A 25,291-nucleotide genomic window follows, 5' to 3' on the forward strand; every position below is an offset into this window, starting at 1 on the left:
TATCTATTTAGTTGTTTGGATTTTTTTTGAAAACAGTTATTCCCAGGTAGTGGAAAATGATTCCCAGTGTCCATCCCAGTGTTGGCCAAATTGGCCATGGATAGCTTTTTTCGGTCAGGTGCCAAATGATCCAGATAAAGGGTGTCGTCAAAAGGATAACCAATAAGTGTATCCTGAATGCTTTTTTAGGATTGAAGTGTACAGCATTGCTGCGTGTTGCATGTGTCATGATTTCTGATTTTTAGAATTACTATTTATTTAAACTGGGTGCCTAACAGTTCCACTTTTTTAAGCCACTTTTTGCGTTGTTTATCGGTAGTTTTTCTCATAAATCCAAAAGTGGAAAAGCCGATAGGTTTGAAGCCGACATAGCCGAATACGACTTTTTTAAGGATACGGTAAAGCGATGCGCGGTGTACGAGATAAAACCAGAATTTAGGAGTGTCCATGGTTACGAATACCCTCATGCTTTTTCCTTTGAGTAACTGCTCTGGAAAATTTTTCCCTGAATGATTTTTAAAAGCGAATCCCGGTAGAAACATCCTGTCTATGAATCCTTTTGTGATGGCGGGCATATAGCCCCACCAGTTTGGAAAGGCCATGACAACGTGATCTGCCCATTTGATAAGTTCCTGAGATTTGGCGAGATCTTCTTCTAATTGCAGTGTTTCCCCGGATCTATATCCATCGGCAAGATTTACATTGAAAGTGAGTCTGGAAATATAAATTGCCTGACAATGTGCACCCATTTTTTCGGCTCCGGCCATATAAGCGTCAAGCAACGCTTTGCAAAATGAATTTTCAGAAGGGTGACCGAGTATTACTAAAATATTTTTCATTGCTGTATCCGTTAATTTGATACAGCAAAGATTTTAAATATGAAGAGGGGGTACCTGACACAAATGTGTCAAAAAATCATTGGTGTGCTAATTTGTGACGAATGCGGGTAAGCGTTTGTCTTTCAATTCCCAGGTAGCTGCAGAGATGCGATATCGATATTCGGTTGAACAGTCCTGGGTGATTATTGATAAAGTCAAGGTAACGCTCTTCTGACGATTGAAATATAAAACTCTCAATACGGTCTTGTTGGCGGGTTAAAATTCCTCCTGCAATAAGTCTTCCATACCTTTCGAACACAGGGGCTTGCTGATATATCCAATTCATGCCTTCCAAAGAAAGACACACCAGGGTCGTATCTTCTAAACATTGAATGGAATATTTGCTGGGTTCCTGTTTGATAAAAGAAGCAAAGTGTGTAGCATAATCACCTTCAGGATAAAAGCCGACCGTTATTTCATTTCCGTCAGCATCAATATAAAATGAACGAACCAGTCCTTTTGTAATAAAGCCTATCGCTGCCTGAACAGTATCTGATTCAAGGAAATACGCTTTCTTTTTTAATTCGTTGATGGTTAGTTGTGAAGCAAATTGAGACAATTCAAAATCTGATATATGAGGACAAATTGCCCTGACTGATTTTAAAAAGATATCAATATCAACCTCCATATATTAAAATTATGCTATCGCAAAGTTATGGGTTTAAAGCCAAAACAAACTGGCCTATCGCAGTTTGGTGGGTTTTCGCTTTGCATCGAGCCTTATGACTTGAGCCGAAAGACCTGAAATTCAGGTGGCTATTGGTTTCAAAGGCTATTAATTGAACGCGAGGTTTTGGATTTCCCGAATGTATGATGCAGAAGGCATTCAGATTTAGAAAAGAACATGGCATAAACCAACTGTTACTCATTTATAATATTTCGGTGAGATGCCAACAACACGCTTAAAGAATTTTCCAAAGAATGATTGGGAAGGGAAATTCAGTTCATCGGCAATTTGCTGTATGGTCATATTGGTTGATTTAAGCAGTGCCTTCGCTTCTAATGCGATGTACTCATCAATCCACTGACCGGCAGTTTTGTTAGTTACGTCTTTCACTTTATGGGATAGATAATTTGGGCTCAGCTGCAATTTTTCGGCATAAAACTCTACCCGGCGTTCTTTTTTAAAGTGTTGTCTCACTTCATGCAGAAACCTGTCGGTAATTATTTTATCGTTGGATTTAGATTCCACGTCGTCGACTTGGTGCAAAAAATAACCAATGCCATAAAAATAGGCTATTGTTAAATGAGTTATCGTAGCTAATTTATGTGGATTGTCTTTGGTAAGCATCACACTCTTCGCCATATCACAATAAGCCAGCATTGCCTCGAGCTGCTTATCAGTCAGTTTTACATAAGGACGGTCCATTATGGAAATGGCTATGGAATGCCCCATAAGAAGATTGAAATTCTTGGTGAAACTTTCAGACATATAAATTAATATTCCCAAAAAATCTGCACTGCTGGTTCCATGTTCCAGGATTTGTCCGGGTAATGAAATGGCCATGCCGGGAGCTTTTATATGGTATTCCTTCAGATCAATTTTTCCAGTCAATTCACCTTTGATGCAAATGCAGCATACGGTGTATTTGGTTTTCAGCGGATAGGATAATCCGTTCGAGTCGATTTGCCCTGTTTCAGATATGTAAATCTCATTCTCGATCTTATAAACATCTTCCCGTTTATTCAAAGATTCAAAAAGGTTATAGGCAAGTATATTTTTCATGGCATATCTAATAAAAGACTAAATATACCTCTAAAACATTATTTCCGGTATCATAAAAGCTAATAATGGACAATAATATCTATTTCACACCTGTCGTACATTTGGGTTGCAATCTACTTTTGCCATTCAGATTGGTGCAGATGTTTTCAGAAAAGAATAAGGATGATAACACTGCGGGATTTTATAAACTTAAAATTTAGAATGCAAAAAGTATGAAGTATTTATTGTTTTTAGTAGGGGTTTTGTGTGCAGGTATCCAACAATCCAATGGGCAAAGTACCATTCAAAAAATTAAAGAAAAACTTGACCTTGGTGTAAAAGTGGAAGGCAGTGCCTCTGATTTTACTATCAGAAAAAATCCCGCTTTGAAAAGCGACTTTGGTGCAGGCGGAGCACTCGGTACCATTATACGTTTCAATGTTTCCGATCATTTTGCCATCCAGGAAGACATTATGTTTGTTTACCATACTTCGGACCTGGAAAACAACGGGGTGAAAGATACCTTTCAATATTTTGGGACCGAAGTTCCTATCTATCTGATGGTAAAATGGAAAACACTTTCTGGCGGACGTTTCTTTGTTGGGACAGGCCCATATTTCGGATTCGGCTTCTCCGGAAAATACAAAGAAAGCGATATCGATGTCTTCAAAAAGTATAACGGACAGAAACCAGAAATGAAGCGCCTTTCAAACGGTCTTGCCGCCAACATCGGTTACGAACTCAGTTCGCGGTTACAGGTAAATGCCACCTGCAAATATGGTTTTAATGTATTGGACAGAGATAAAGACAATTATAGAATGTCGGCCCAATCCATTTCACTTGGCCTGGGTTATACCTTTTAGGTTGACACATTGACCGAAAAACATTAATCGCATATTAAGATAGTCATTTCTCTTCATGATCAGTAACTAAACCACTATGGGCTTTAAGTCTATAGTGGTTTGGTCTTTTGTACAGATAAAGATTCGTTGAATTCATAGGACAATATGATGTTATGAATCATCCATTCGTCCGTAGTTTTAAATGTTTACGTAAACAAAACAAACATGTCTGAAATTTGTCGGAATACGTTGTGCATTTCACCAAAGCAAGTCTTAAATTTGGAAGATAGAATAGTCGTTACGGTAAATAGGCTTTCTGCTTGACAGATCTCTGATGCAGGACAATTTTTATGATAGCGACAATTGAAACATACAAAGCTGTCTAATCAACAAAAAATGAAGATAGGAATCGCTGCCGATCACGCCGGATTCGAACAAAAGGAAAGTATCCTCAAACAACTTCTCGACGCCGGATTCGACGTTACTGATTACGGTGCGTTTACATATGATGCGGCCGATGATTATCCGGATATCATAGTTCCGCTCGCCCAGGCGATTTCCAAAGGTGAAGCTGACAAAGGAATTGCCATTTGCGGCAGTGGCGTTGGTGTCTCCATAGCAGCCAATAAAATCAAAGGCGTACGTGCGGCTTTGATTACCGAGAATTATTCGGCCCACCAAGGCGTCGAGCACGACGATATGAACCTCATGTGCCTCGGCGGACGCGTTTTGGGCCAAGCCCTGATTCTCGAACTCATACAAACATTCCTCCATGCAAAATACGACGGTGGAGAGCGTTTCCAGAGAAGGCTCGATAAAGTCGTCGCACTTGAAAACAAACACAACCCTAATACATAAATCTCATCACATGAACCAATATGATTTTGGAACCGTAGGTCTAGGCGTAATGGGCAGCAACATACTGCTCAATGTGGCCGACCATGGTTTCGCTGCCGCCGGTCTTGATCTAAGTCCGGAAAAAGCCGCTGCGTTTGAAGCCGCCGGACAACCGGGTCAATCTGTTTTTGGAACCACTTCCGCCGAGGCTTTTGCCAAATCACTCAAAACACCACGCGCTATTATGCTGCTTGTTCCGGCAGGAAAACCGGTAGATCTTGCCATCGAAAGCCTGTTGCCATTCCTGGAACAAGGCGATATCGTAATCGATGGCGGCAATTCGTATTTCACCGATACCAACCGCAGGTTTGCCTCACTCAAAGAAAAAGGCATCCATTTTTTCGGGATGGGAATTTCCGGTGGCGAAAGCGGTGCGCGTTTCGGGCCGAGCATGATGCCGGGAGGCGATAAGTCGGCTTATGAAAGATTGCGTCCGATATTCGAGGCGATTGCGGCAAAAGTAAACGGCGAACCATGTGTAGCTTATATGGGCAATGGTTCGGCTGGGAATTATGTCAAGATGGTGCACAACGGAATCGAATATGCCATCATGCAGCTAATTTCCGAAATCTACGATCTGCTCAAACGCGGATTGGGTGTGGCAGATACCGATATACAGGAATTATTCGCCGACTGGAACCAGGGCGAACTCCAATCGTTCCTTATAGAAATCACTGGTGAAATACTTAAAGTCAAGGACGATGAAACAGGTCATTTGCTTGTGAATGTAATCTCCGATTGGGCCCGATCCAAAGGCACCGGAAAATGGACTTCACAAAACGCGATGGATTTGCAGGCACCGGTTCCTTCCATTGATTCTGCCGTAACCATGCGGAATCTTTCTTCTCATAAGGAGCAACGCCTTGAAGCTTCCAAAATCCTCGGTAACGTTTCTCCGGATTCGAAAACCGACATTTCGTCCATCAGCCAATCGCTTAAGGATGCTTATTATTTTGCAATGATAAACGTCTATGCACAGGGATTGGCCCAGTTGGCCATTGCTTCCAAAGAATATCAATATGAAATCGACCTGTCAGAAGTCACCAAGATTTGGAGAGGCGGTTGTATCATACGCGCCGCTTGCCTCGAAAGTTTCCGTGAAGCATTTGCCGCAGATTCCGGATTGCAGAATATACTATTGGATGCCAATATCGCCAGATTAGTCCTCGATCGTCAGTCAGCCACACGCGACATCGCGAAACTCGCCATCGATAAAGGCATTCCGGTTCCAGTCTTGTTGTCTTCGATCAGTTATTTCGATGGCTACAGAAGCGCGGTTTTACCGACGAACCTGATTCAGGCACAACGCGATTTTTTCGGCGCACACACTTACGAACGCATCGACAAAGAAGGTTTCTTCCATACCATCTGGGAATAACCGCCACATTTTAAACCAACAGACACAACAATGGCTTCTGCTAAACATACCAACCCAACTATCATCGTCATCTTTGGCGGCACCGGAGATCTTGCCAACCGCAAATTGCTTCCGGCATTTTATAATCTATATCTCGATGGCTGGATGCCGGAGAAATTCGCTTTGATCGGGCTCGGGCGAACCAAGATGCACGATGACGATTATGCCGCGCATCTTTTTGAAGGGCTGACCCAATTTTCGCGCAAAGGAAAACCGGAATCAGAACAATGGGAAACTTTCCGGAAATCGGTCAGTTATTTCGTTTCTGACATCAATGACCTTGAATCCTATAAGGCACTTGCCGTTAAGATGGATTCCATCGATAAAGAATGGGGCTTGCGCGCGGAACGACTGTTTTATCTATCGGTGGCGCCACAGTTCATTGAAGCCGCAACCACCTACATCAAAAAGTCAAAGCTCGCCGATCATCCAAAAACCGATCGTATCATCATTGAAAAACCTTTCGGTCACAACAAGGAAACTGCTATTGCCCTGAACGAACTGCTTGTCAAGACGTTTGAGGAACAACAAATTTATCGTATCGACCATTATCTAGGGAAAGAGACAGTCCAGAATATCCTCGCTTTCCGTTTCGCGAACACGCTTTTCGAGCCGCTTTGGAACAGGAACTACATTGATTATGTCCAGATTACCGTAGCCGAAGAAGTCGGTGTGGAAGAACGCGGCGGCTATTACGAAGGTGCCGGGGCCTTACGCGATATGATCCAGAATCATTTACTGCAGATTTTATGCATGGTCGCCATGGAACCGCCGGTTTCATTCGATGCAGAAGAAGTCCGGAACAGAAAGGTCGATGTGTTGCGTGCCATCCGAAGAATCCGTCCGGAAGAAGTGCATCGGTATGCTGTGCGTGGCCAATACGATGCGGGTTGGATACAAGGTAAAAAAGTACAGGCGTATCGCGATGAACCCCAGGTCGATCCCAATTCGAATACAGAAACCTTCGCTGCGATTAAATTCTATCTGGACAACTGGCGCTGGCAGGATGTTCCGTTTTATATGCGTACCGGAAAGCGGATGCAGGAAAAGATATCTTCCATTACCATCCAGTTCCGTCCGGTGCCCCACTCGACTTTTTCAAAGACACAGGAAGACAGCCTGATGGCAAATCGCTTGACGATCAATATCCAACCGTCCATGGATATACGTTTGCGTTTCATGTCCAAAAAACAAGGCCTTGAAATGAACCTGAATCCTGCGGAAATGATTTTTGATTATGACGATTGTTCGACCCAGACACCGGAAGCCTATGAAACCTTACTGCAGGACGCGATGCACGGTGACACTACGTTGTTCATGCGTTCCGATCAGGTCGTAGAAGCCTGGGATGTGATTACGCCAATACTCGAGGCCTGGGAAACACGGGATTCACTCGATTTTCCAAATTATGCTGCAGGAACCTGGGGGCCGGAAAGTGCCGAGGCATTGATTGCAAGACAAGGACATGTGTGGTCGCTTAATGCACATACGACACAGAAAAAACACAATGATGATCCAGGTATTTAAAGATTCCGTTCAACTGAGCGAGGCAGCGGCAGCAATTTTTGTTTCCGCCGCACACGAAGCCGTTTCCAAAAGAGGAAAATTTACGGTGGCACTGACAGGCGGTTCGTCCCCGGCAAAACTATATGAATTGTTATCCGCTCCAGAATATCGGGACAAAGTGGACTGGCAAAAGACGTTTGTATTCTGGGGTGATGAAAGGTGGGTTCCTATAGAAGATGAAAAAAGCAATGCCGGAATGGCCAATAAAGTGTTTTTGGATAAGATAAATATTCCTAACGACCATGTTTTTCCTATGTGGTCAGCCTTGTTGGAACCTGAAGAGCAGGCGCAACATTATGAACAATTGCTGCGTAAACATTTGGGAGATTCGGGGGAATTCGACCTGATCCTTTCCGGAATGGGGGAAGACGGACACACCGCTTCACTGTTTCCCGGAACCGAAGTGCTGCACGAGAAAACAAAATGGGTTGCCGCTTACTATCTGGCGTCGCAGCATATGTTTCGCATTACACTCACGGCTCCTTTGATCAATAAGGCAAAACGAAATGTGGTGTTGGTTTTTGGGGCGAACAAAGCCCAGGCCTTCGGACAGGTTATAGCGGGAGCATATAATCCGGAGAAATATCCGTCGCAACTTTTAAAACCTGTTTCGGGAGAATTGATCTGGCTGGCAGATGAGGCTGCGGCCGATGATTTACCGCCTCATATTAAATAGGTAAAAAACTGAAAACTAGCTGTCATCGTACAGAATATGCTTGAATGAAATTGACAATTTAATTATTTTTCTGGATTTTTTGCAAACGACCTCAGGTAAGTCCGCACCATTTTTCCACTCTCTTTCAAATCTTCATCTTTCCAATTTCCTGTAGATGAGGCAGAAGTATTCAGCATCGAACATGTTTCCAGTTTGTCCGATACCGACCACGTAACCCAGCTCAGTTTTTTCTGCTCCATCCAGTCAATGTATTCCTGCCACGCTTTTTTGTTCAACGGCCCGTCGCCGGTGGCTTCCATTCCTGCAGATTCCGAAATGAAAACTGGCAATCCTTTCGCGATGGCTTCGTCGGTGCGGTCGCGAAGCCATTTTTCATGGGTCGCAGCGTAGAAATGCATGGTATACATGAGGTTTTTTTGCCCGAGGATCGGGTCTGCAGCCGGTAAATTGATGTCCTGATCCCAATGCGGACAACCTACCAATATGACATTGTCGGGGTCGTTTTTCCGGATGGTCTTTATGATTTTTTCGGCATATGCCTTAACCTGTGGCCAGCTTTCTTCATCGGGTTCGTTGAACACTTCGTAAATGATGTTGGGCTTGCCGGCGTATTGTTTTGAAATTTCATCGAAAAAAAGGGTCGCATTTTCCAGATTGATGTTATGGCTGTGCCAATCGACGATCACGTAAATATCGGCTTTAATCGCACCGTCGATTACGGCCTTTGCTTTTTGGGTGGCAAAATGTGGATCGTCTTTGTAATTCCTGTCGCCAACCTCGGCACTTATCGCGGCACGGACAACCGTTGCCTTGAAATCGTCTGCCAACCATTTCACCGTTTGCTCATTGTAGAACCGAGGCCAGAATGAATGCCATCCAAAACTGACACCGCGAAGCACGACGGGACTGTTTTTCGAATCGGTAAGTTGCGTGCCTTCAACGTGAAGTTTTCCGTGTTTTGTGACAAACTGGGCCTGCATCGATGTTCCTGCAAAAAATAGTAAGCCGATAAAAAGTCTGGAAAAATACATCAGTTCCCGATTTTTAATGTGATGACATCGTGGGCGCCGATGGCAGATGCAAAGTCTTTTTTGGTTGTGCCGATATTTTTACCCTGGCCCAGATCACGGACGTTCACCGCTGTGGTCGTCAGGTTCAATTCGTTACCAAAATCAGGATCCTTGAACTGCTTGTCGCTCCACTTGAAGTTGATTTTTTGAGGTTTATCAGATCGGTTAAGGAACGTGACGGCCCATCCGTTTTCCAAAGGTTTAAGCCAGACTTCTATGTCGTTTTCATCTGAATATTTAAAGCCCTGGATTCCGAGTTTGTCCTGATTGACGGCAATGAGTTCTTTATTGGTAAGCGTCTTTAATGTTTCAGGTGTCATTTTTCCAAAGTCGTTCCCGCAGAACAGGGGTGAAGCCATCATGCACCACATGGCAAAGTGCGACCTGTCTTCGGCTGCTGTCATTCCGTTCCCGACTTCCATCATATCAAAGTCGTTCCAATGATCCGGTCCGGAATATTTGCGGATATCTTTACGCATTTCCACAATGCGCAGAAAACCCCATGAAGACCAGGATCCGTGATTGTCCTCGCAGTCGAAACATGGAGAGATATCACCCGAAATACGCCACAAGTTCCCGACAGGTTTCGCCCATTCCCACGGTTGGTTGTCGCCCCATTCACAAAGGCTGAAAACAATCGGTTTGCCGGCCGTCTTCAAGGCGTTGCTCATGGTGGTATAGGCTTCTTTGGCGGTGATGCCTTCTGTATTGCACCAATCGTATTTGAGATAATCAATGTTCAGGGAGGCATAAAAACGCGCATCCTGGTATTCATAACCGCGTGTTCCTGGATAACCGCCGCATGTTTTGGTGCCGGCACAATTATACAATCCGAATTTCAGTCCTTTGGAATGTACGTATTCGATTAGTTTTGGTAAACCCGATGGGAATTTCTCCGGATCCGGAACCAGGTTTCCGTTCGCATCGCGTTCTTTCGTCATCCATCCGTCATCAAGTACCACGTAATTGTAACCGGCATCTTTCAATCCGGACGAGACCATGATGTCTACCGTTTGCCTGATGAGTTTTTCATTGATATTTGTTTCGAAATTGTTCCAGGAATTCCAACCCATAGGCGGAGTCATGGCCAGGCCTTCGAATTTTCCGGATTCCTGCTTGTGTGTGTTTCCCTGTGCCGATGCAAGCGAAACCGTCGCGGCCGTAATCAGTGTTGCTAAATATTTCATTTATGAAGTTGTGTATGTTAAAAACAAGCCCCGGAATTATTCCGAGGCTTGTCAATCAATAAAACTAACCCAAATTTTATTTTTAATCTACCGTGTATCCAATATTATCGAGGTAATACACGTGTGTGCTTCCGGTGAATTCCTGGAAAGAAAGGTTTTGGATTGCTGCCGGATTGCCTAAATCAGCCCAGCTCAACCGGACTTCCTGCCATTGAGGCGTTGTATTGATCACATGGGTCGAATCTCCCCATCCGTTTCCGTTAAAGATCCAGACCAGTTTGCCTTCATCATCTGAACGCACAAAGAAATGGATTCCGGTATAGCCTGAAAGCTGATCATTCCAGCCCCAATTACCTTGGATGTTACCCCATCCGTCTATAGATTTTTTGATGTACACATTTCCTTGGGCAGCCAACGCATGATTGTTTACGTATTCATGGTTGTTCCAGGATTCGATGTCCCATGGGCTGTAGAATACATCATCATATATGGCTGTCCCTACGGCCGTTCCGTATTCAGATGAACCGGAAATTGTAGTTACCTCTACCTTCTTCAATTGTGAACCAACCGGTAATATGGCGTGGATTTCCGTGAGGCTGCTTGACACAATTTCAGCCGGAGTGCCGCCTACAGTTACGACAGGATCGAGGAAGAACGAACCGTAGATAGTTATTTCGCCACCGTCTGCCGTGTTGATGGGATTGAAACTATGGACCGAAGGGGCAGGAGGAGCCACTACGAAATCATATTCGGCAACACCATATTTAGTAACCACACGAAGCTTGTTCGGTGCGTTTTCGTAAGGCGTGTTTACATCTATGGTTACAAAAATGGATGTGTCTGTACCCAAAGCCGGATTGAAATAGGATTCTACATCATTGAAATAAACCTTCTGAGTCGTGGCAAATGCCTTTCCCCGAATGATATACATATTATTTGCATAGCCTATTGTCACCGGAACTATGTCAAGTGTATCGGCAACCAATACATTTTCAATTTCGGGCGAAGCGACTTCACCAATGACTTTCTCGTCTGAATCAGTACAGGAAACCGCAGTTATGCCAAGCAGCATGACTATTGCTGCGGCTACACCCAACCTAACGTTTTTAATAATTTTCATAGTCGTTTTTTTTAGAATTCATATGGAACAGGAGGTTCCAGCAGTTTTGGATTTTTAGCTACATCGGTGCTTGGATACGGCAACAAAAAGTCTGAGTCTTCCGGTGTGAAATACTCTGCACCCCATTGATTGCCGCGATTCTGGGCAGCCATTATATTGATGGCCTGTGTACGTGGGATACGTCCCAAATCAAACCAATAATCACCTTCAAAGCATAACTCTTTGCGCCTTTCTGTAAACAGATCTTCAAATGTAAACGAAGAGACACTTTCAAGACCGGCACGGTTTCTTACGGCGTTCAACGATGCCAAAGCAGCAGGATCGCTTGATGAACCTCCTCCGGCAAGTACGGCTTCGGCGTGTATCAGCAATAATTCTGCATAACGCATGATGTAGGTGTTGTTTTCCATCATGGCCCATGCATCAATAGGGCCTGTGGTGGTTCCGTTCTCAATACCAATGCAGTATTTCTTGATTGCCGCACCGGCTCCCTGACCTCCAATCTGGTCGGCGGCAGGTACTATCAGCGTACCGTCATCTTCGCCCAGTTTTACCTTGATTTCCGGATATTCATCGCCGGGCAGCATAATGGTTTGCTTGCGTCTTACATCACCAGGACCGAACAGGGAAAGAACGTCCTGAGAAGGAGCAAAGACGCCACCATAGCTGGCATTAGATGTCGTTATTGCAGCCGTACTGATGCCAAACTGCGTGTTGCAATTGCTTGCAGATCCATAATTACCGTCTGTTATCCACTGTAAAGCAAAAATTGACTCTTCGTTGTTGTTATTCGGATACGTGAACAAGTCTGAAAAACTCTTTCCGGGAACTGCCGATCCTCCTAACAATTTGAATTCGCCACTATTGATGACTTCTTCGGCAAGTTGTTTTGCCATGGTGTAATTCTGTTGATAGAGGTATACTTTCGCCAGCATGGCTTTCGCGGAACCTTTTGACACGTGCCCGTTTTCTCCGTAGTTGGCTCCCCGGTTTTTCTCGACAAGTTTTTCTATAGCCGTCTGGTAATCGTTTATGATGAGCGTGTAAATATCCTCAACGCGATTGGTGTTCAATTGAGGCTGATCTACATGGGCAAGGTTGTTCTCGATGATAGGAACCGGCCCCCAAAGCCTTACCAGATAAAAGTAAGCTGTCGCCCGCATGAAATAGGCTTCTCCTATGGTGTTGTCCAGCACTTCTTCAGAAACGGCCGGCCCGACTCTGTCCGGAAGAAAATTGATGATTGCATTAGACTGTGCCACATTCGCCCAAAGAGAATTCCATCCGTTATACAATTCAGGATCGCTTCCGGTGATAGAGAAGTTTCTCATGGAATTGACATCGCTTGAATTGGTGTACATATTACCTGATCCGACTTCTGCAACCGCAAAGAAAAACTTGTTGTGGAACTGAAACCAGGTTCTGGCATACATACCGTTTGTAGCAGACGCAACCTGTTCGTTCGTGCTGTAATAATCGTCAAGGCTTATCCCGTCTTCAGAAGGTCTGTTTGTAAAGTCTTCGCTGCACGAAAACAGTAAACCTAACCCCAATGCACCGACAGCAACGGCCAGACGCATTTGTTTAACTATTCTTTTTTTCATTTTCAATTTTTTTAAAATTCAACGTTGACACCAAAGGTGTAAGTGCGTGGAGATGGATATCGGCCGTTGTCAATACCAGATAATAGTGCGCTTTGGTTGAAAGAACCAATCTCAGGATCGTAGCCGGAGTAATTCGTGAACGTGTAAAGGTTCTGGGCCGTGGCATACAAACGGACACGTGACATCTTAAGTTTTGATATAATGTCTGTCGGAAGACTATATCCCAGGGTGACGTTTTGTATTCTAAGGTACGAACCATCTTCTACATATCTGTCGGAAATCTCGAGATTCGGATTTCCTAAACTGTTGATAGGTCGCGGATTGGATGAGTTTGGATTGTCTGCACTATAAAAATCAGATGCCGAAACCAGCATATTCTGATACAATGTGGCGTTGTTCGTACCCATCCTTTCCGTAAGATTAAGCACATCGTTTCCGCTTACACCTTGTAGGAAAATTGACAGGTCAAAATTCTTGTACTTGAAGTTATTGGTAAACCCAAAGGTGAATTTTGGAGCCGGATTTCCAATATTAGTTTTGTCAAGTTCATTGATTACTCCGTCTCCGTTTAAGTCTACATATTTAACATCACCCAAATAAGTCTGACCGGCATTGGTACCAACTGTTTGCCCGAATTGAAGTGGAGCGGCGTTCAATTGGTCGAGGCTGGTAAAAAGACCATCGGTTTTATAGCCGTAGAAAGTACCTACAGGAGAGCCCACCAGGGTATTGGTAACCGGTACCGGAATATATCCGTTTGTGTTTATATCCATCGTAAGTGGCAGGCCTGCCTGGATTTCTGTCAGCTTATTCTTGTACTGCGAAAGTACGAGGGTTGCATTATAGCTGAAATCTCCGCTTCCTCTGGTATTGTATGTCAGGGTAACGTCGTATCCGGTGTTCTCCATTGACCCAATGTTCGAGTATGGTGAATTGATACCGCCGTATTGTGCGCCTCCACCAGTAAGGTATCCCGGTAAAGGAACCTGGAATAAAAAGCCTGTAGATTCTTTTTTGTACCAGTCAATCGTTGCAGACAATCTGTTTTTGAACAGCGTGAAATCAAGGCCTATGTTGGTTTGGTTCATCGATTCCCACGTTAGGGCAGGGTTTGGTATATTCTGTACAAGGAATCCTGAACCCAGACCTGAATTCTGTTGGTTGAGCATAGCCGCATACGCATTGTTCGGAATTTGCTGATTGCCTGTTTCCCCATATCCGACACGGAACTTGATATTATCTACATAATCGCGGGTACCTTCCATGAATTTTTCAGAAGATAGTTTATAACCCACTGAAACCGCAGGGAAATAACCCCATTGATTATTCGGTATGGCTGGATCAAATTTGGATGATCGGTCGCCCCGGAAAGAAGCAGATACACTATAGCGATCATCGAAGTCATAGATAAGTCGGCCAAAATAAGACCATAGGGAAGAGCTTCCTTTATAACCCGAAACAGTACTCTGGGCCGGATCTCCCAGGTTTATGGTGTGTGGGTCATTTGCCTGAAAACCGGTAGCATACGCATAAATACCTTCCCAATGAGAGTCATTGGCTTCCTGGCCTGCAACCAATGTTATATGGTGTTTTCCGAAAGTACGGTCATACGTGAGTAAATTCTTGAGGTTAGTCGAATACCAGTTCTGACGGCGCTCATTCAAATCCCCGGATGCATTATACTGGGCGCCCCAATAATAAGATGGGAGATAATCTGTGTGAGAAGAAAATTCCGTGTTGGCACCAAATTCCGCACGGTACTTAAGTCCTTTGAATAAGTTGACTTCGGCATAAATATTACCAAGGAAATTTTTACGTGAAAGGGTATTGTCACGGCTAAGGGCAAGAGCGACCGGATTGTAGTAAGTACCTCCTGTCTGTCCGTCTGTAGGTCCTGCAAAACTGCCATCCGCATTGCGAACCGGAACGTCCGGAGCCATAAGCAACGTTCCTGATATAAGACCGTTGAAGCTTTGGTTGACCGTAAGTTTTTCATTGGTAATCCCTGTGGTGATGTTTCCGCCCACACGCAGCCAGTCCTTTACTTTAGAATCGAGATTGAGCCTCATGTTATAGCGTTTGAAACCAGATCCCAGAACCGTACCTGCCTGATCCAGGAAACCGCCTGACAAATAATAGCTCGTCACTTCGTTTGCCCCTGAAAAAGAGAGCTGGTGACTATGTCCGAATCCGGTTTGGTACACTTCGTCCTGCCAGTTGGTTCCGGGGCCAAGCAATTCCGGATGCTGAAATTCAGGACGCACCTGTGCATCAAGGCCAAATATTTCAGTAAGCTTGTTTTGATGGACAGCATATTCCTGAAGGTTCATCACATCCAGCTTTTTGTAGACGTTGGCTATAGAAGAATATCCTTCATAAGTCACTTTTCCGGTACCTTTTTTTCCAGATTTCGTGGTGATGATGATAACCCCGTTAGCGCCTCTCGAACCGTAGATTGCGGTCGCGGAAGCATCTTTAAGTATGTCGATGGATTGAATGTCGTTAGGATTGATCATAGACAACGGGCTAACCGCATTGTTACCCGCACCTCCGTTTGAAGAAAAATCGTTACCGGAAATAGGGCGTCCGCTAAAGGCGATGTTTTGTGCATCTCCAGAAATCGGCACGCCATCTATGATATATAAAGGCTCGTTGGTACCGCTTATCGAAGTTGTTCCCCGAACCCGTATTGAAGTGGCACTACCCGGTTGTCCGTTGTTATTGGAAACCTGAACACCGGCAGCCTTGCCCTGAATCATCTGATCCACGCTAACCTGTTTGATGTTTTCAAGATCCTTACTCCTGATAGAGGAAACGGAACTGTTTACATCTTCTTTTTTCTGTGATCCGTAACCAATCACTACAATCTCGTCAAGACTTTGTGATTCAGATTCAAGTTGTACATTGACAGACGTTCTGTTGTTCACTTTGATTTCCTGGGTTTTGAACCCTATAAAGGTCACTACAAGAATGTCCTGTGGGCCGGCCTGAATGGCATATTTACCATCGAAATCCGTAGTTACGCCCTTGGTTGTTCCTTTTATGGTCACATTGGCACCGGGAATAGTGACTCCTCCTTTTTCAGAAATAGTTCCGGTAATTGTGTTTTGCGCATAAGAAACAGAAAGGGCAAACAGAAAGGTAATCAGGGTGAGCAGCCTCCTGATGCCGCCACCTCCGATTGGGTGAGTTAATTCATGCATAATTTGTTTTGTTATTAGTTAGTTATTCTGAAATAAAAACCCTTTAATTTTCCGATATAGACAATTATATCAGATTAATATTTCTGAAAATCAAATTTAGCGGGCCTGTTAACCAAAAGTTAATATTATTTTATCATCTCGCGATACTATTTTCTCTATCGATTTCGTAATTATTTTGACAGAATATGATAAAATCGTATCACTATAAAATGAGTCCGAACAGAGGTTTGAAGGCGTTTGGTAACTGCCTGATAGTTAAAGGAAACGTTTCATTCCGTAGAATTCTTCCCGATACTGGCTCGGTGTTGTTCCTTTGATGCTTTTGAAGATGCGGTTGAAATTCGCAATATTGTTGAAGCCAGATTTAAAAGCGATTTCAGAAATGCTCAGGTCTTTCTCCACAAGCCAGCGCGAAGCATATCCCACGCGGATGTCATTGAGGTAATTGACGAAGGTTTTTCCGGCTCTTTTTTTTATGAATCTGTTAAATGAAACCGGACTCATGTTGGTCAGATCTGATACTTCTTCAAGAGAGATTTTCCCAGAGAAATTTTTCTGGACATAATCATACACGAGTTTCATTTTATCACTGTCCTCAAATGTTTCCGAATCGACGGTGTATGTAGATAAAAGCCTTTGGTTTCGGGAGTTGGAAAGGTCGTATAGTATGGATATCAGTTCCAGGAAATAGTCCATTCCGTCTAATTTAGATATGCGGACGAACCGTGGTTTGAGTTCCAAAGCTGTCTTTTTTGAGAATAATATGCCATGCACGGATCGGTTGAACATGTCGCGTATCGGATACATGATCCGGCGTGACAAAAGGCTTTCGCTGAACAGGTTGTTGTGGAACTGTATCGTTATTTCATGGATGGTTTTTGACTTGCATTTATGTTGTTCCCATCCGTGGTATAAGTTAGGGCCAATGAGTACCAATTCCACGTCTTCGATCTCTTCTATATTGTCGCCCACGACTCTTCGGACACCCTTGGCATTGAGTATGAAATTGAGCTCGAATTCCGGATGGTAATGTATCGGGAAGTCGAATTTTTCCTTCACTCGGTCAAAAACCAGGAAGCTGTCACCCGCGGAAAGAGGGGCGACTTCACGATAGAAATTCTTTGCTGCAGCCATATAATGTGGATTTTTGTGCAATTATAACATATATATTTGATAAAATAATATTAATCATCACGCACTAGTAAGGCTATATTTGGAATTTGAAATTGATAAATCATCATTTTTAGTTATGTCCAATAATTATATATGTATTTATTGATTCTGATTTTTGTCTTTTTTTCAAGTTTGATGTATAATTTATATTTTCAGAACAGTTCCGCAAAACTTCACACTATGCGATACGTCATTTTCAATTTAGTGGTTATGCTGACGTATTCGTGTTCGGCTCAAAATGCTCTTTGCGACAAATCGGCAACTGCTGAGACAGTCGTACTTTATAATAATCTGGTAAAACTGACTCAAAAAGGTATCATGTTCGGTCATCAGGATGATCTGGCTTACGGCGTCAACTGGAAATATGAAAAGGATCGCAGCGATGTAAAAGATGCCATAGGAGATTATCCCGCTGTTTACGGTTGGGATCTCGGCGGACTGGAAAAAGACTCTGATAAAAATATCGACGGAATTCCGTTTTCAGATATGCGCCGTTTTATACAGGAAGGCAAAATACGTGGCGGAATCATCACTATGAGCTGGCATATGGATAATCCGTTCACAGGGAAAAATGCGTGGGATACTACTCCAAATTCACTTGCTTCGGTGCTTCCCGGCGGAAGCAAACATGATGTTTTTAAAGTTTGGCTGGATAAAGCGGCTGTGTATCTGAATTCACTTACGGACGATCAGGGAAAAAAAATCCCGATGCTGTTCCGGCCATACCACGAGCTAACCGGAACCTGGTTCTGGTGGTGCAAAAACAACGGTACGCCGGATCAGTTCAAGGCGTTGTGGAAATTTACCATGTCGTATCTGCAATCCAAAAATGTCCATCAGCTTATCTATGTTTACAATACGTCCGATTTTAAGGACAAAGCCGATTTTCTGGAGTATTATCCGGGAGACGATGCGGCCGATATGCTCAGTTTCGACTGTTACCAGATGAAAAGTTCAGCCGAAGATCCATTCGTAAAAAATACCTTGCGACAACTTCACGACATGGACGAAATCGCATTACAAAAGAAAAAGCCAATCGCCATTGCCGAAACCGGTTTTGAAGCGATCCCCGAACCAAAATGGTGGACGCAAACGTTGTTGAAAGCTATTGGCGATTATAAATTGTCTTATGTACTCGTATGGAGAAACCACGGTTGGAACGAATATATGGATCCGCCGCGAATGCATTATTACGCGCCTTTCAAAGGCCAGGTTTCCCAACAGGATTTTATCGATTTTTATAAAACCGGCCATATCTTATTCGAAAAAGATGTCGCCAAACAAAAATTATACGGGAACTGATTTTCCCATCGCTTATGAAATTAGCCTCCGTTGACCTTATCATAATCGCCGCGTATTTTGTCCTGATGATCGTAATTGGATTCATCATGAAAAACCGCGCAAAAAAGAGCAAAGACAATTATCTCATGGGCGGAAAAAAACTGCCGTGGTATATGCTCGGACTCAGCGATGCGAGTGATATGTTCGATATTTCAGGAACTATGCTGCTGGTGAGCATGGCCTTTTTGTACGGATTCAAAAGTGTGTGGATTCCATGGATGTGGCCCGTTTTCAACCAGGTTTTCCTCATGGTTTTCCTCAGCAAATGGCTGCGCAGGAGCAATGCCACGACAGGAGCGGAATGGCTTGGGACACGTTTTGGGCTTACAGACAAAGGCGTGCGTCAAAGCCATGCGGTAGTCGTTGCGTTCGCGTTGATGTTGTGTGTGGGTTATATGGCATATGCTTTTGTTGGAGTAGGTGAATTCCTTGAGATTTTTATCCCATATGAATCGGTAAAAGAAGTCGTGCCGTTTTTGGATAAGCACCTGGAAACGATGGTTCCGGGAAGTCCTGAATTTGAAACGGCTTTATCGGCAGCCAAATCAGCTACGGCCCAGTTTTACGGTGTAAGCATTTGTATTGTAGCTACTTTTTATAGTATCGTCGGCGGAATGCACGGTATCGTCCTGGCCGATTTCATCAAATATATGATTATGATTTTCTGTTCCATTTGTGTCGGTACGATTGCCATGACGCATCTGGCCCATTCCGGAATCAACATCATGGATAAAGTGCCTACTGGTTGGGACACACCCTTGTTCGGTACGGAACTCGGGCTCAATTGGGACGGAATCCTCAAAGACGCCTCGGTCAAGTTAGGCAAAGACGGCTACAAGTTATTTATGGCGATTGTTGGAATGATGTTCTTTTCTGGCGTACTCAAAAGTCTTGCAGGTCCGGCTCCGAATTATGACTGCCAAAAAATCCTCAGTACCAAATCGCCGGAAGAAGCCAGTAAGATGAGCGGTTTCATATCGATAATACTGCTTCCGATCCGATACTTTATGACCATGGGACTTTGCGTGCTCGGAATCATCTATTTCGCCGAACTCGATTTGCACAAAACCGCCGACGGTGTCAATTTCGAAAGCATCATGCCGGCCGTCATCAACAACTATTTACCTGTCGGGCTTGTGGGCCTTGTGCTTGCCGGATTCCTTGGGGCTTTCATGAGTAATTTTTCCGGAACGCTCAATGCGGGACAGGCTTACATCGTGAACGACATCTACCTCAAATTCGTAAAGCCCGATGCGTCTCGTAAACAAATCATCAACATGGGATATATTTCCGGAACGGTCATGGTTATCCTGGGTGTCGGTTTAGGATTGATGATACGCGATGTGAACATGATTTTCAACATCATCACGGCAGGTCTTTATGGCGGATTCGTTTGTGCCAATGTCCTCAAATGGTATTGGTGGCGCTTCAATGCCAACGGATTCTTCTACGGAATGCTGTTCGGGATCATCGCCAGTGCCATTCCGCCGGCTCTTTCGGTCAGCGGCATCACGAATTATTTCGATGGAACCCGGATGCTGTATTTCTTCCCGGTTTTCATCCTCATCCAGTTTATAGCCTGTGTTATCGGTTCGTATTCGGCACCTCCTACAAATCCGGAAACATTGCTTGAATTCTACAAAACGGTGCGTCCGTGGGGATTCTGGAAACCGGTGCATGAGCTGGCAGTAGCCAAAGATCCGTCGTTTGAAAAAAACAAAAATTTCAAGATCAACATGTTCAATGTCGGGCTGGGCATGGCCGGACAAATCTTACTCACCTTGCTGCCCATGTATTTCATTCTATCCAAATGGAGTGCATTGGGGCTGGTTTTGGCATTGCTCGCCGTAATTGTGGCAGTCATGCGAAAAACATGGTGGAAACGCTTAAATGATTTTTAATACAAACACATAACCTATGAATACCGAGTCCGCCCAAAAGATTCACAATTTTGAGGAACTTTTCAAAAGCCATAAATCGTTGCTTGGCCGGCCGAATATCCCGGCAGCTACCAACGGCGTCTATACCCGCTACCAGAATCCGGTGCTTACAGCCGCACATACACCTTTGGAATGGCGTTATGATTTGAATGCGTCAACGAATCCGCTTGGCCTGGAACGCATCGGGATCAATGCGACGTTCAATGCAGGCGCTATGAAATGGAACGACAACTATATCATGGCCGTCCGTGTGGAAGGTGTCGACCGGAAATCGTTTTTTGCCATAGCCGAAAGCCCTAACGGAACCGATAATTTCAGTTTTTGGGAAAAGCCAATCGTCATTCCGCAAACGCATGAACCCGATACCAACGTCTACGATATGAGGCTTACGAACCATGAAGATGGCTGGATTTACGGTATTTTCTGCACCGAGCGCAAAGACCCGAACGCAAAACCCGGAGATACAAGCGCCGCCGTCGCCAATGCCGGAATCGTACGTACCAAAGATTTGCTCGAATGGGAACGACTGCCGGATTTGGTTTCAAAGACAGGGCAACAACGCAATGTGGTACTGCATCCGGAATTCGTCGACGGGAAATATGCTTTATATACACGTCCTCAGGATGGTTTTATAGATGTAGGTTCCGGTGGCGGCATCGGGCTTGGTTTTGTGACCGATATGAACAATCCGGTCGTTGTGGACGAACACATCATCTTCGGAAAAAAATACCACACCATTTACGAATTGAAGAACGGCCTCGGGCCGGCTCCGATAAAAACACCGAAAGGCTGGCTGCATCTGGCTCACGGCGTCCGGAATACGGCTGCAGGGTTGCGATACACCTTGTATATTTTCATGACAGATCTCATCGATATATCAAAAGTCACCCATGTTCCGGCAGGTCATTTCATGGCTCCGGAAGGCGATGAATTCATTGGCGATGTCAGCAACGTATTGTTCAGCAACGGTTGGATTGACGATCCGGACGGAACGGTCTATATCTATTACGCTTCATCAGATATGCGTATGCACGTAGCGGTTTCATCTGTAGACAAACTGGTCGATTACGCCATGAATACGCCCGAAGATACATTTACCTCAGCCGGTTCGGTACAATCGATTCTGAACCTGATCGATAAAAATAAAAACGGCTGATGCAATCGGAAATCAATGTCTTTAAAACGGAACTGATCCATGAAGCAAAACGCATCCTTTCGTTTTGGGCGACGCAAGCGGTCGATACGGTCAACGGTGGCTTTTTAGGACAGATCGATTTCAACAACCAAAAACATCCCGAAGCAGATAAAGGTTCCGTGTTGAACGCACGTATCCTGTGGACGTTTTCTTCGGCTTACCGTCAATTTCCCAAGGAAGAATATAAAATTGCAGCTAATCGGGCATTCGATTATTTCACAAGTCATTTTCACGATACATGGCACGGCGGTGTTTTCTGGAGTGTTTCTGCAGATGGAAATCCGGCGGAGACCAAAAAACAGGTGTACGCCATCGCTTTCGCCATATATGGTTTGGCGGAATATTACGCCGCTTTTTCGAATCCGGAAGCATTGGATTTAGCCATTTCGCTGTACCTAAAAATAGAGGAACACAGTTTCGACAAAACCAAAAACGGATACTTTGAGGCCTTCACGCGCGATTGGCAGCCTATTGCAGATTTACGGCTGAGTGATAAAGATGCCAACGAAAAGAAAACCATGAATACCCATTTGCATATTGCAGAAGCGTATGCCACCTTGTATTCGGTATGGCCGGATAAGGAATTGGGCTGGAAACTCGAGAACCTGCTTGTGCTTTTCGACACCGTTTTCCTCCACAAAGAAACCGGCAATTTTAAATTGTTTTTCAACGAAGACTGGATCGAAAAACCAGATGTCATTTCATACGGGCACGATATCGAAGCTGCCTGGTTGCTGTTGCGTTGTGCTGAAATCCTCGGCAATGAAATCCTAATAAAAGCCTGGCGTACCAATGCCATTTTGATTGCCGATGCCACGAAAACCGGAATCGATTCAGATGGTGGTTTGTGGTATGAATACGATGCAGTCCAACACACGCTCATGGCCGAAAAACACTGGTGGCCACAATCTGAAATGCAGGTTGGCTATTTCACGGCCTGGAAAATTTCGGGTGACAGGACTTACCTCGACATTGTCCTCAAAAACTGGGAATTCACCAAAAAGTATCTTGTCGATCTGGAAAACGGAGAATGGATCTGGGGAATCAACGCCGATTATTCCGCCATACAAAAAGACAAAGCCGGTTTTTGGAAATGTCCGTACCATAACACACGCGGCTGTCTGGAACTTATCGCCCAACTATAACCCGTTGCGAAAATGAAATACTTTTTCCTGTTGCTCGCCACCATTTCCATTTCAGATGCATTCGCCCAAAACCTGATCCGCAATGGAGGTTTTGAGACCGATACGAATTTCTGGCGCGGTTCGGCGACCATTTCCCCTTATGATAAAAAAATGGGAAACGGCAGCGGTTTCATCCAGCAATATGTAGGTCAGGAATGGAAAGGCATCGACCAGATCGCGACTGTTCCCAAGAATGTCGCCGCGATCAATTTCAGCGGATGGCTTCGTCCCGATGGTATTGCCGTGGGAAAAGAAACATACAATACGGGTGTTTACACTGTGGAATTCCTCGATGCATCCGACAAAAGCCTCGGCACAAAAAACATCGGTTCGGTTTCCGGCACTTCTGCGTGGACCCAATTCAAAAATCTGGTGGCACTTCCCCCGAATACGTCTAAAATCAGGATCATGCTGGCGCTAGCCCAAACCAGTGGCGTATTGTATTTCGATGAGATCCGGGCCATGGGAATTACTGCAGAAGAATATGCAAAACTTACAGCTCCATCCGAATCATCGATAGCCTCAAAACTATTCTCCAACGGCAACTTCGAGAACGGGTTACAATATTGGACAGGCAACGGAAAACTGTCGTCTGATAAAAAAGAAGGTACGTCGGCACTTGAAGTATCGTCTGAAAATTTTGACTGGGTCGCGTCCGATCAATCTGCAGACATACCGCAGGATGCAAAGTCCATTTCCGTATCCGGTTGGCTCAGGGCGCAAAACATCCGACAGGGAAAAGAAACCTGGAACAACGGTGTTTTTATTATCGAGCTGACATCGGACGGAACACAAAAAACCATGCCCGATCAACTCATAGGATCTGTTACCAAAACTACCGACTGGGCGTTTTTTGAACGCGTCATCCAAATTCCCGCCGGAACCAAAAAAATCCGCATCATGCTGGCCTTGAGCCAATGCCAGGGAACGCTTCTCGCGGATGACATCAACGTAGCATTTATCAAATAAACCCACAACAGATACACAATAACCATCTGGTAAAATACTACCTGTTTTTGACAAAATAGGAGAAAAGCGAAATCGTTTGAAATTTTATCTTGTTTTTTGTAATTCGAAGCTATGAAAACGTATTTGCCGCAACTTATCGCTTTGTTGTTTTTGGCCAATTGTTCTTCCGACAAAGACACTGCATCCCAACCGACCCAGGTAGTGCCTGTTGACGATATATTGACTCCGGCCAATGTGCGTACTTATATGGTCGATGCCGCGGCAACAGCCGAAGCTACAGCCTTGTTCTACAACCTGAAAAAAAATTCCGCTGTCAATACGGCCATTGGCCAACAGGATGCCTTTGGTAGTTTTTACGGAGCGGAAGGCGATTCGGATATGAAGAAAACCACGGGCCATGATCCGGCTTTGTTAGGTTCCGATTTCATGTTCATCACAGATGCCGACAACAACGGACAACCGAATAATTGGTTCTTCCAGCAGGAACAAAAAATCATTTCAGATGCCAGGCAAGCGTACTCCAAAGGAATGATAAACACCTTCTGTTGGCATTTGCGCGAACCGAACCACGAAGTATCCTTTTACGCTGCCGATATGACCGATGAAGAAAAGCAGACTGCTTTTGTCGGAATCCTGCCCGGCGGCATCCATCACGACTGGTTCAAGGCCAAACTCGACAAAGTCGCCCAGGTGCTTAACGACCTAAAAGACTCGGATGGCGTTTCGATTCCGGTAATCTTCCGGCCGTTCCATGAATTCGACGGCAACTGGTTCTGGTGGGGAAAAGACTATTGTTCCGATGCACAATATAAAGAAGCCTATCAATTCGTGGTGACATACCTGCGTGATGTCAAAGGCGTTCATAATGTGCTGTATGCGTTTTCGCCCGATAATTCATATACTTCTGAAACGGCTTACCTGACGCGTTATCCCGGCGATGATTTTGTCGATGTCCTCGGAATGGATAATTACGGCGATATGAACGGCACGCAAAGCGGTATTTTGAATGCGGCCGCTAAACTGGAATATCTTTCTGCATTGGCATATCAAAAAGTAAAGATCGCGGCACTTACAGAAACAGGTTATCGCGTTACAAATACGATTCCGCCGGTCGATGGCTGGTTTACCGATTATCTGTACGCCGCCATGAATGAGCACGACATACAACTGGCTTACGTGATGTTCTGGAATAATTCGGCAGATGGATATTATGTGCCGATACCGTCGAGCCCGAACGCATCCGACTTTATATCTTTCTCCATAAAACCCGGAATGCAGCTGGTAAACAACCTGCCGGAACTGTATCAATTCACCCAATGATTTC

21 protein-coding genes are annotated in these 25,291 nt (G+C 44.5%); 11 read left to right on the top strand and 10 right to left on the bottom strand.

Annotation, left to right across the window (positions count from 1 at the left end; translation table 11 throughout):
- Nucleotides 1-7 precede the first annotated feature (7 nt).
- The 4 genes from G6047_RS16970 to G6047_RS05095 form a co-directional block, all read right to left on the bottom strand.
- Nucleotides 8-229 (bottom strand): 2TM domain-containing protein, encoded by a 222-nt coding sequence (locus G6047_RS16970; protein WP_169526398.1) that lies wholly within the window; start codon nucleotides 227-229, stop codon nucleotides 8-10.
- Between the two features lie 25 nt (nucleotides 230-254).
- Nucleotides 255-839 carry an NAD(P)H-dependent oxidoreductase gene (locus G6047_RS05085; protein WP_169526399.1) on the bottom strand — a complete coding sequence of 195 codons (585 nt, stop codon included), beginning with the start codon at nucleotides 837-839 and terminating at the stop codon, nucleotides 255-257.
- A gap of 76 nt (nucleotides 840-915) precedes the next feature.
- On the bottom strand, nucleotides 916-1,506 hold the full coding sequence (locus G6047_RS05090) for a Crp/Fnr family transcriptional regulator (RefSeq protein WP_169526400.1): 591 nt from the start codon (nucleotides 1,504-1,506) through the stop codon (nucleotides 916-918).
- Nucleotides 1,507-1,743: 237 nt separating this feature from the next.
- A complete protein-coding gene (locus G6047_RS05095) occupies nucleotides 1,744-2,604 on the bottom strand; it encodes a helix-turn-helix domain-containing protein (RefSeq protein WP_169526401.1) in 861 nt (286 codons plus the stop codon).
- Between the two features lie 212 nt (nucleotides 2,605-2,816).
- On the opposite strand from G6047_RS05095, the gene G6047_RS05100 reads away from it, so the two are divergent.
- The 5 genes from G6047_RS05100 to pgl all read left to right on the top strand — a co-directional run bounded on the left by G6047_RS05100 (nucleotide 2,817) and on the right by pgl (nucleotide 7,981).
- Nucleotides 2,817-3,446 (top strand): porin family protein, encoded by a 630-nt coding sequence (locus tag G6047_RS05100; RefSeq protein ID WP_169526402.1) that lies wholly within the window; start codon nucleotides 2,817-2,819, stop codon nucleotides 3,444-3,446.
- 375 nt (nucleotides 3,447-3,821) lie between these two features.
- Nucleotides 3,822-4,283, top strand: coding sequence for an RpiB/LacA/LacB family sugar-phosphate isomerase (locus G6047_RS05105; RefSeq protein ID WP_169526403.1), 462 nt, complete (start codon nucleotides 3,822-3,824; stop codon nucleotides 4,281-4,283).
- Nucleotides 4,284-4,293: 10 nt separating this feature from the next.
- Nucleotides 4,294-5,700 (top strand): NADP-dependent phosphogluconate dehydrogenase, encoded by a 1,407-nt coding sequence (gene gndA, locus G6047_RS05110; protein WP_169526404.1) that lies wholly within the window; start codon nucleotides 4,294-4,296, stop codon nucleotides 5,698-5,700.
- A 30-nt stretch (nucleotides 5,701-5,730) separates the two neighbouring features.
- Nucleotides 5,731-7,266: a glucose-6-phosphate dehydrogenase gene (gene zwf / locus G6047_RS05115; RefSeq protein ID WP_169526405.1), complete on the top strand. Its 1,536-nt coding sequence runs from the start codon at nucleotides 5,731-5,733 to the stop codon at nucleotides 7,264-7,266.
- Nucleotides 7,247-7,981 carry a 6-phosphogluconolactonase gene (pgl, locus tag G6047_RS05120; RefSeq protein WP_317168271.1) on the top strand — a complete coding sequence of 245 codons (735 nt, stop codon included), beginning with the start codon at nucleotides 7,247-7,249 and terminating at the stop codon, nucleotides 7,979-7,981. The genes zwf and pgl overlap by 20 nt, the downstream gene beginning before the upstream one ends.
- A 62-nt stretch (nucleotides 7,982-8,043) precedes the next feature.
- On the opposite strand, the gene G6047_RS05125 is transcribed toward pgl, so the two are convergent.
- The 6 genes from G6047_RS05125 to G6047_RS05150 all read right to left on the bottom strand — a co-directional run bounded on the left by G6047_RS05125 (nucleotide 8,044) and on the right by G6047_RS05150 (nucleotide 17,299).
- Nucleotides 8,044-9,012, bottom strand: a complete 969-nt coding sequence (locus G6047_RS05125; RefSeq protein WP_169526406.1) for a glycoside hydrolase family 5 protein — start codon at nucleotides 9,010-9,012, stop codon at nucleotides 8,044-8,046.
- Nucleotides 9,012-10,238, bottom strand: coding sequence for a glycoside hydrolase family 27 protein (locus G6047_RS05130; protein WP_169526407.1), 1,227 nt, complete (start codon nucleotides 10,236-10,238; stop codon nucleotides 9,012-9,014). The genes G6047_RS05125 and G6047_RS05130 overlap by 1 nt, the downstream gene beginning before the upstream one ends.
- Before the next feature lie 82 nt (nucleotides 10,239-10,320).
- A complete protein-coding gene (locus G6047_RS05135; RefSeq protein ID WP_169526408.1) occupies nucleotides 10,321-11,358 on the bottom strand; it encodes an IPT/TIG domain-containing protein in 1,038 nt (345 codons plus the stop codon).
- Between the two features lie 11 nt (nucleotides 11,359-11,369).
- A complete protein-coding gene (locus tag G6047_RS05140; RefSeq protein ID WP_235946497.1) occupies nucleotides 11,370-12,962 on the bottom strand; it encodes a RagB/SusD family nutrient uptake outer membrane protein in 1,593 nt (530 codons plus the stop codon).
- Between the two features lie 11 nt (nucleotides 12,963-12,973).
- The gene (locus G6047_RS05145) at nucleotides 12,974-16,165 is read right to left on the bottom strand and encodes a SusC/RagA family TonB-linked outer membrane protein (RefSeq protein WP_169526409.1); all 3,192 of its coding nucleotides are present in this window, start codon (nucleotides 16,163-16,165) and stop codon (nucleotides 12,974-12,976) included.
- A 255-nt stretch (nucleotides 16,166-16,420) separates the two neighbouring features.
- Nucleotides 16,421-17,299 carry a helix-turn-helix domain-containing protein gene (locus tag G6047_RS05150; protein ID WP_169526410.1) on the bottom strand — a complete coding sequence of 293 codons (879 nt, stop codon included), beginning with the start codon at nucleotides 17,297-17,299 and terminating at the stop codon, nucleotides 16,421-16,423.
- Between the two features lie 219 nt (nucleotides 17,300-17,518).
- Here G6047_RS05150 and G6047_RS05155 point away from each other — a divergent pair, with 219 nt between their 5' ends.
- The 6 genes from G6047_RS05155 (at nucleotide 17,519) to G6047_RS05180 (ending at nucleotide 25,287) form a co-directional block, all read left to right on the top strand.
- Nucleotides 17,519-18,640, top strand: a complete 1,122-nt coding sequence (locus tag G6047_RS05155) for a glycoside hydrolase family 26 protein (RefSeq protein WP_169526411.1) — start codon at nucleotides 17,519-17,521, stop codon at nucleotides 18,638-18,640.
- A 14-nt stretch (nucleotides 18,641-18,654) separates the two neighbouring features.
- Complete coding sequence (locus G6047_RS05160; protein ID WP_169526412.1) at nucleotides 18,655-20,580, top strand: sodium:solute symporter family protein; 1,926 nt, start codon at nucleotides 18,655-18,657, stop codon at nucleotides 20,578-20,580.
- Between the two features lie 16 nt (nucleotides 20,581-20,596).
- Nucleotides 20,597-21,775 (top strand): glycoside hydrolase family 130 protein, encoded by a 1,179-nt coding sequence (locus G6047_RS05165; RefSeq protein WP_169526413.1) that lies wholly within the window; start codon nucleotides 20,597-20,599, stop codon nucleotides 21,773-21,775.
- Nucleotides 21,775-22,959: an AGE family epimerase/isomerase gene (locus G6047_RS05170; protein WP_169526414.1), complete on the top strand. Its 1,185-nt coding sequence runs from the start codon at nucleotides 21,775-21,777 to the stop codon at nucleotides 22,957-22,959. Before G6047_RS05165 ends, G6047_RS05170 begins: the two co-directional genes overlap by 1 nt.
- Nucleotides 22,960-22,971: 12 nt before the next feature.
- On the top strand, nucleotides 22,972-23,967 hold the full coding sequence (locus tag G6047_RS05175) for a carbohydrate binding domain-containing protein (protein WP_169526415.1): 996 nt from the start codon (nucleotides 22,972-22,974) through the stop codon (nucleotides 23,965-23,967).
- 111 nt (nucleotides 23,968-24,078) lie between these two features.
- Nucleotides 24,079-25,287 (top strand): glycoside hydrolase family 26 protein, encoded by a 1,209-nt coding sequence (locus G6047_RS05180; protein ID WP_169526416.1) that lies wholly within the window; start codon nucleotides 24,079-24,081, stop codon nucleotides 25,285-25,287.
- Nucleotides 25,288-25,291: the final 4 nt, after the last annotated feature.

The organism is Flavobacterium silvaticum, from assembly GCF_012911565.1.
GTDB classification, from domain to species: domain Bacteria; phylum Bacteroidota; class Bacteroidia; order Flavobacteriales; family Flavobacteriaceae; genus Flavobacterium; species Flavobacterium silvaticum.

Bases quoted from the DNA above. Each gene is read 5' to 3' on its own strand.
- G6047_RS16970 (WP_169526398.1), bottom strand. From the start codon at position 229: ATGACACATGCAACACGCAGCAATGCTGTACACTTCAATCCTAAAAAA.
- G6047_RS05085 (WP_169526399.1), bottom strand. From the start codon at position 839: ATGAAAAATATTTTAGTAATACTCGGTCACCCTTCTGAAAATTCATTT.
- G6047_RS05090 (WP_169526400.1), bottom strand. From the start codon at position 1,506: ATGGAGGTTGATATTGATATCTTTTTAAAATCAGTCAGGGCAATTTGT.
- G6047_RS05095 (WP_169526401.1), bottom strand. From the start codon at position 2,604: ATGAAAAATATACTTGCCTATAACCTTTTTGAATCTTTGAATAAACGG.
- G6047_RS05100 (WP_169526402.1), top strand. From the start codon at position 2,817: ATGAAGTATTTATTGTTTTTAGTAGGGGTTTTGTGTGCAGGTATCCAA.
- G6047_RS05105 (WP_169526403.1), top strand. From the start codon at position 3,822: ATGAAGATAGGAATCGCTGCCGATCACGCCGGATTCGAACAAAAGGAA.
- gndA (WP_169526404.1), top strand. From the start codon at position 4,294: ATGAACCAATATGATTTTGGAACCGTAGGTCTAGGCGTAATGGGCAGC.
- zwf (WP_169526405.1), top strand. From the start codon at position 5,731: ATGGCTTCTGCTAAACATACCAACCCAACTATCATCGTCATCTTTGGC.
- pgl (WP_317168271.1), top strand. From the start codon at position 7,247: ATGATGATCCAGGTATTTAAAGATTCCGTTCAACTGAGCGAGGCAGCG.
- G6047_RS05125 (WP_169526406.1), bottom strand. From the start codon at position 9,012: ATGTATTTTTCCAGACTTTTTATCGGCTTACTATTTTTTGCAGGAACA.
- G6047_RS05130 (WP_169526407.1), bottom strand. From the start codon at position 10,238: ATGAAATATTTAGCAACACTGATTACGGCCGCGACGGTTTCGCTTGCA.
- G6047_RS05135 (WP_169526408.1), bottom strand. From the start codon at position 11,358: ATGAAAATTATTAAAAACGTTAGGTTGGGTGTAGCCGCAGCAATAGTC.
- G6047_RS05140 (WP_235946497.1), bottom strand. From the start codon at position 12,962: ATGAAAAAAAGAATAGTTAAACAAATGCGTCTGGCCGTTGCTGTCGGT.
- G6047_RS05145 (WP_169526409.1), bottom strand. From the start codon at position 16,165: ATGCATGAATTAACTCACCCAATCGGAGGTGGCGGCATCAGGAGGCTG.
- G6047_RS05150 (WP_169526410.1), bottom strand. From the start codon at position 17,299: ATGGCTGCAGCAAAGAATTTCTATCGTGAAGTCGCCCCTCTTTCCGCG.
- G6047_RS05155 (WP_169526411.1), top strand. From the start codon at position 17,519: ATGCGATACGTCATTTTCAATTTAGTGGTTATGCTGACGTATTCGTGT.
- G6047_RS05160 (WP_169526412.1), top strand. From the start codon at position 18,655: ATGAAATTAGCCTCCGTTGACCTTATCATAATCGCCGCGTATTTTGTC.
- G6047_RS05165 (WP_169526413.1), top strand. From the start codon at position 20,597: ATGAATACCGAGTCCGCCCAAAAGATTCACAATTTTGAGGAACTTTTC.
- G6047_RS05170 (WP_169526414.1), top strand. From the start codon at position 21,775: ATGCAATCGGAAATCAATGTCTTTAAAACGGAACTGATCCATGAAGCA.
- G6047_RS05175 (WP_169526415.1), top strand. From the start codon at position 22,972: ATGAAATACTTTTTCCTGTTGCTCGCCACCATTTCCATTTCAGATGCA.
- G6047_RS05180 (WP_169526416.1), top strand. From the start codon at position 24,079: ATGAAAACGTATTTGCCGCAACTTATCGCTTTGTTGTTTTTGGCCAAT.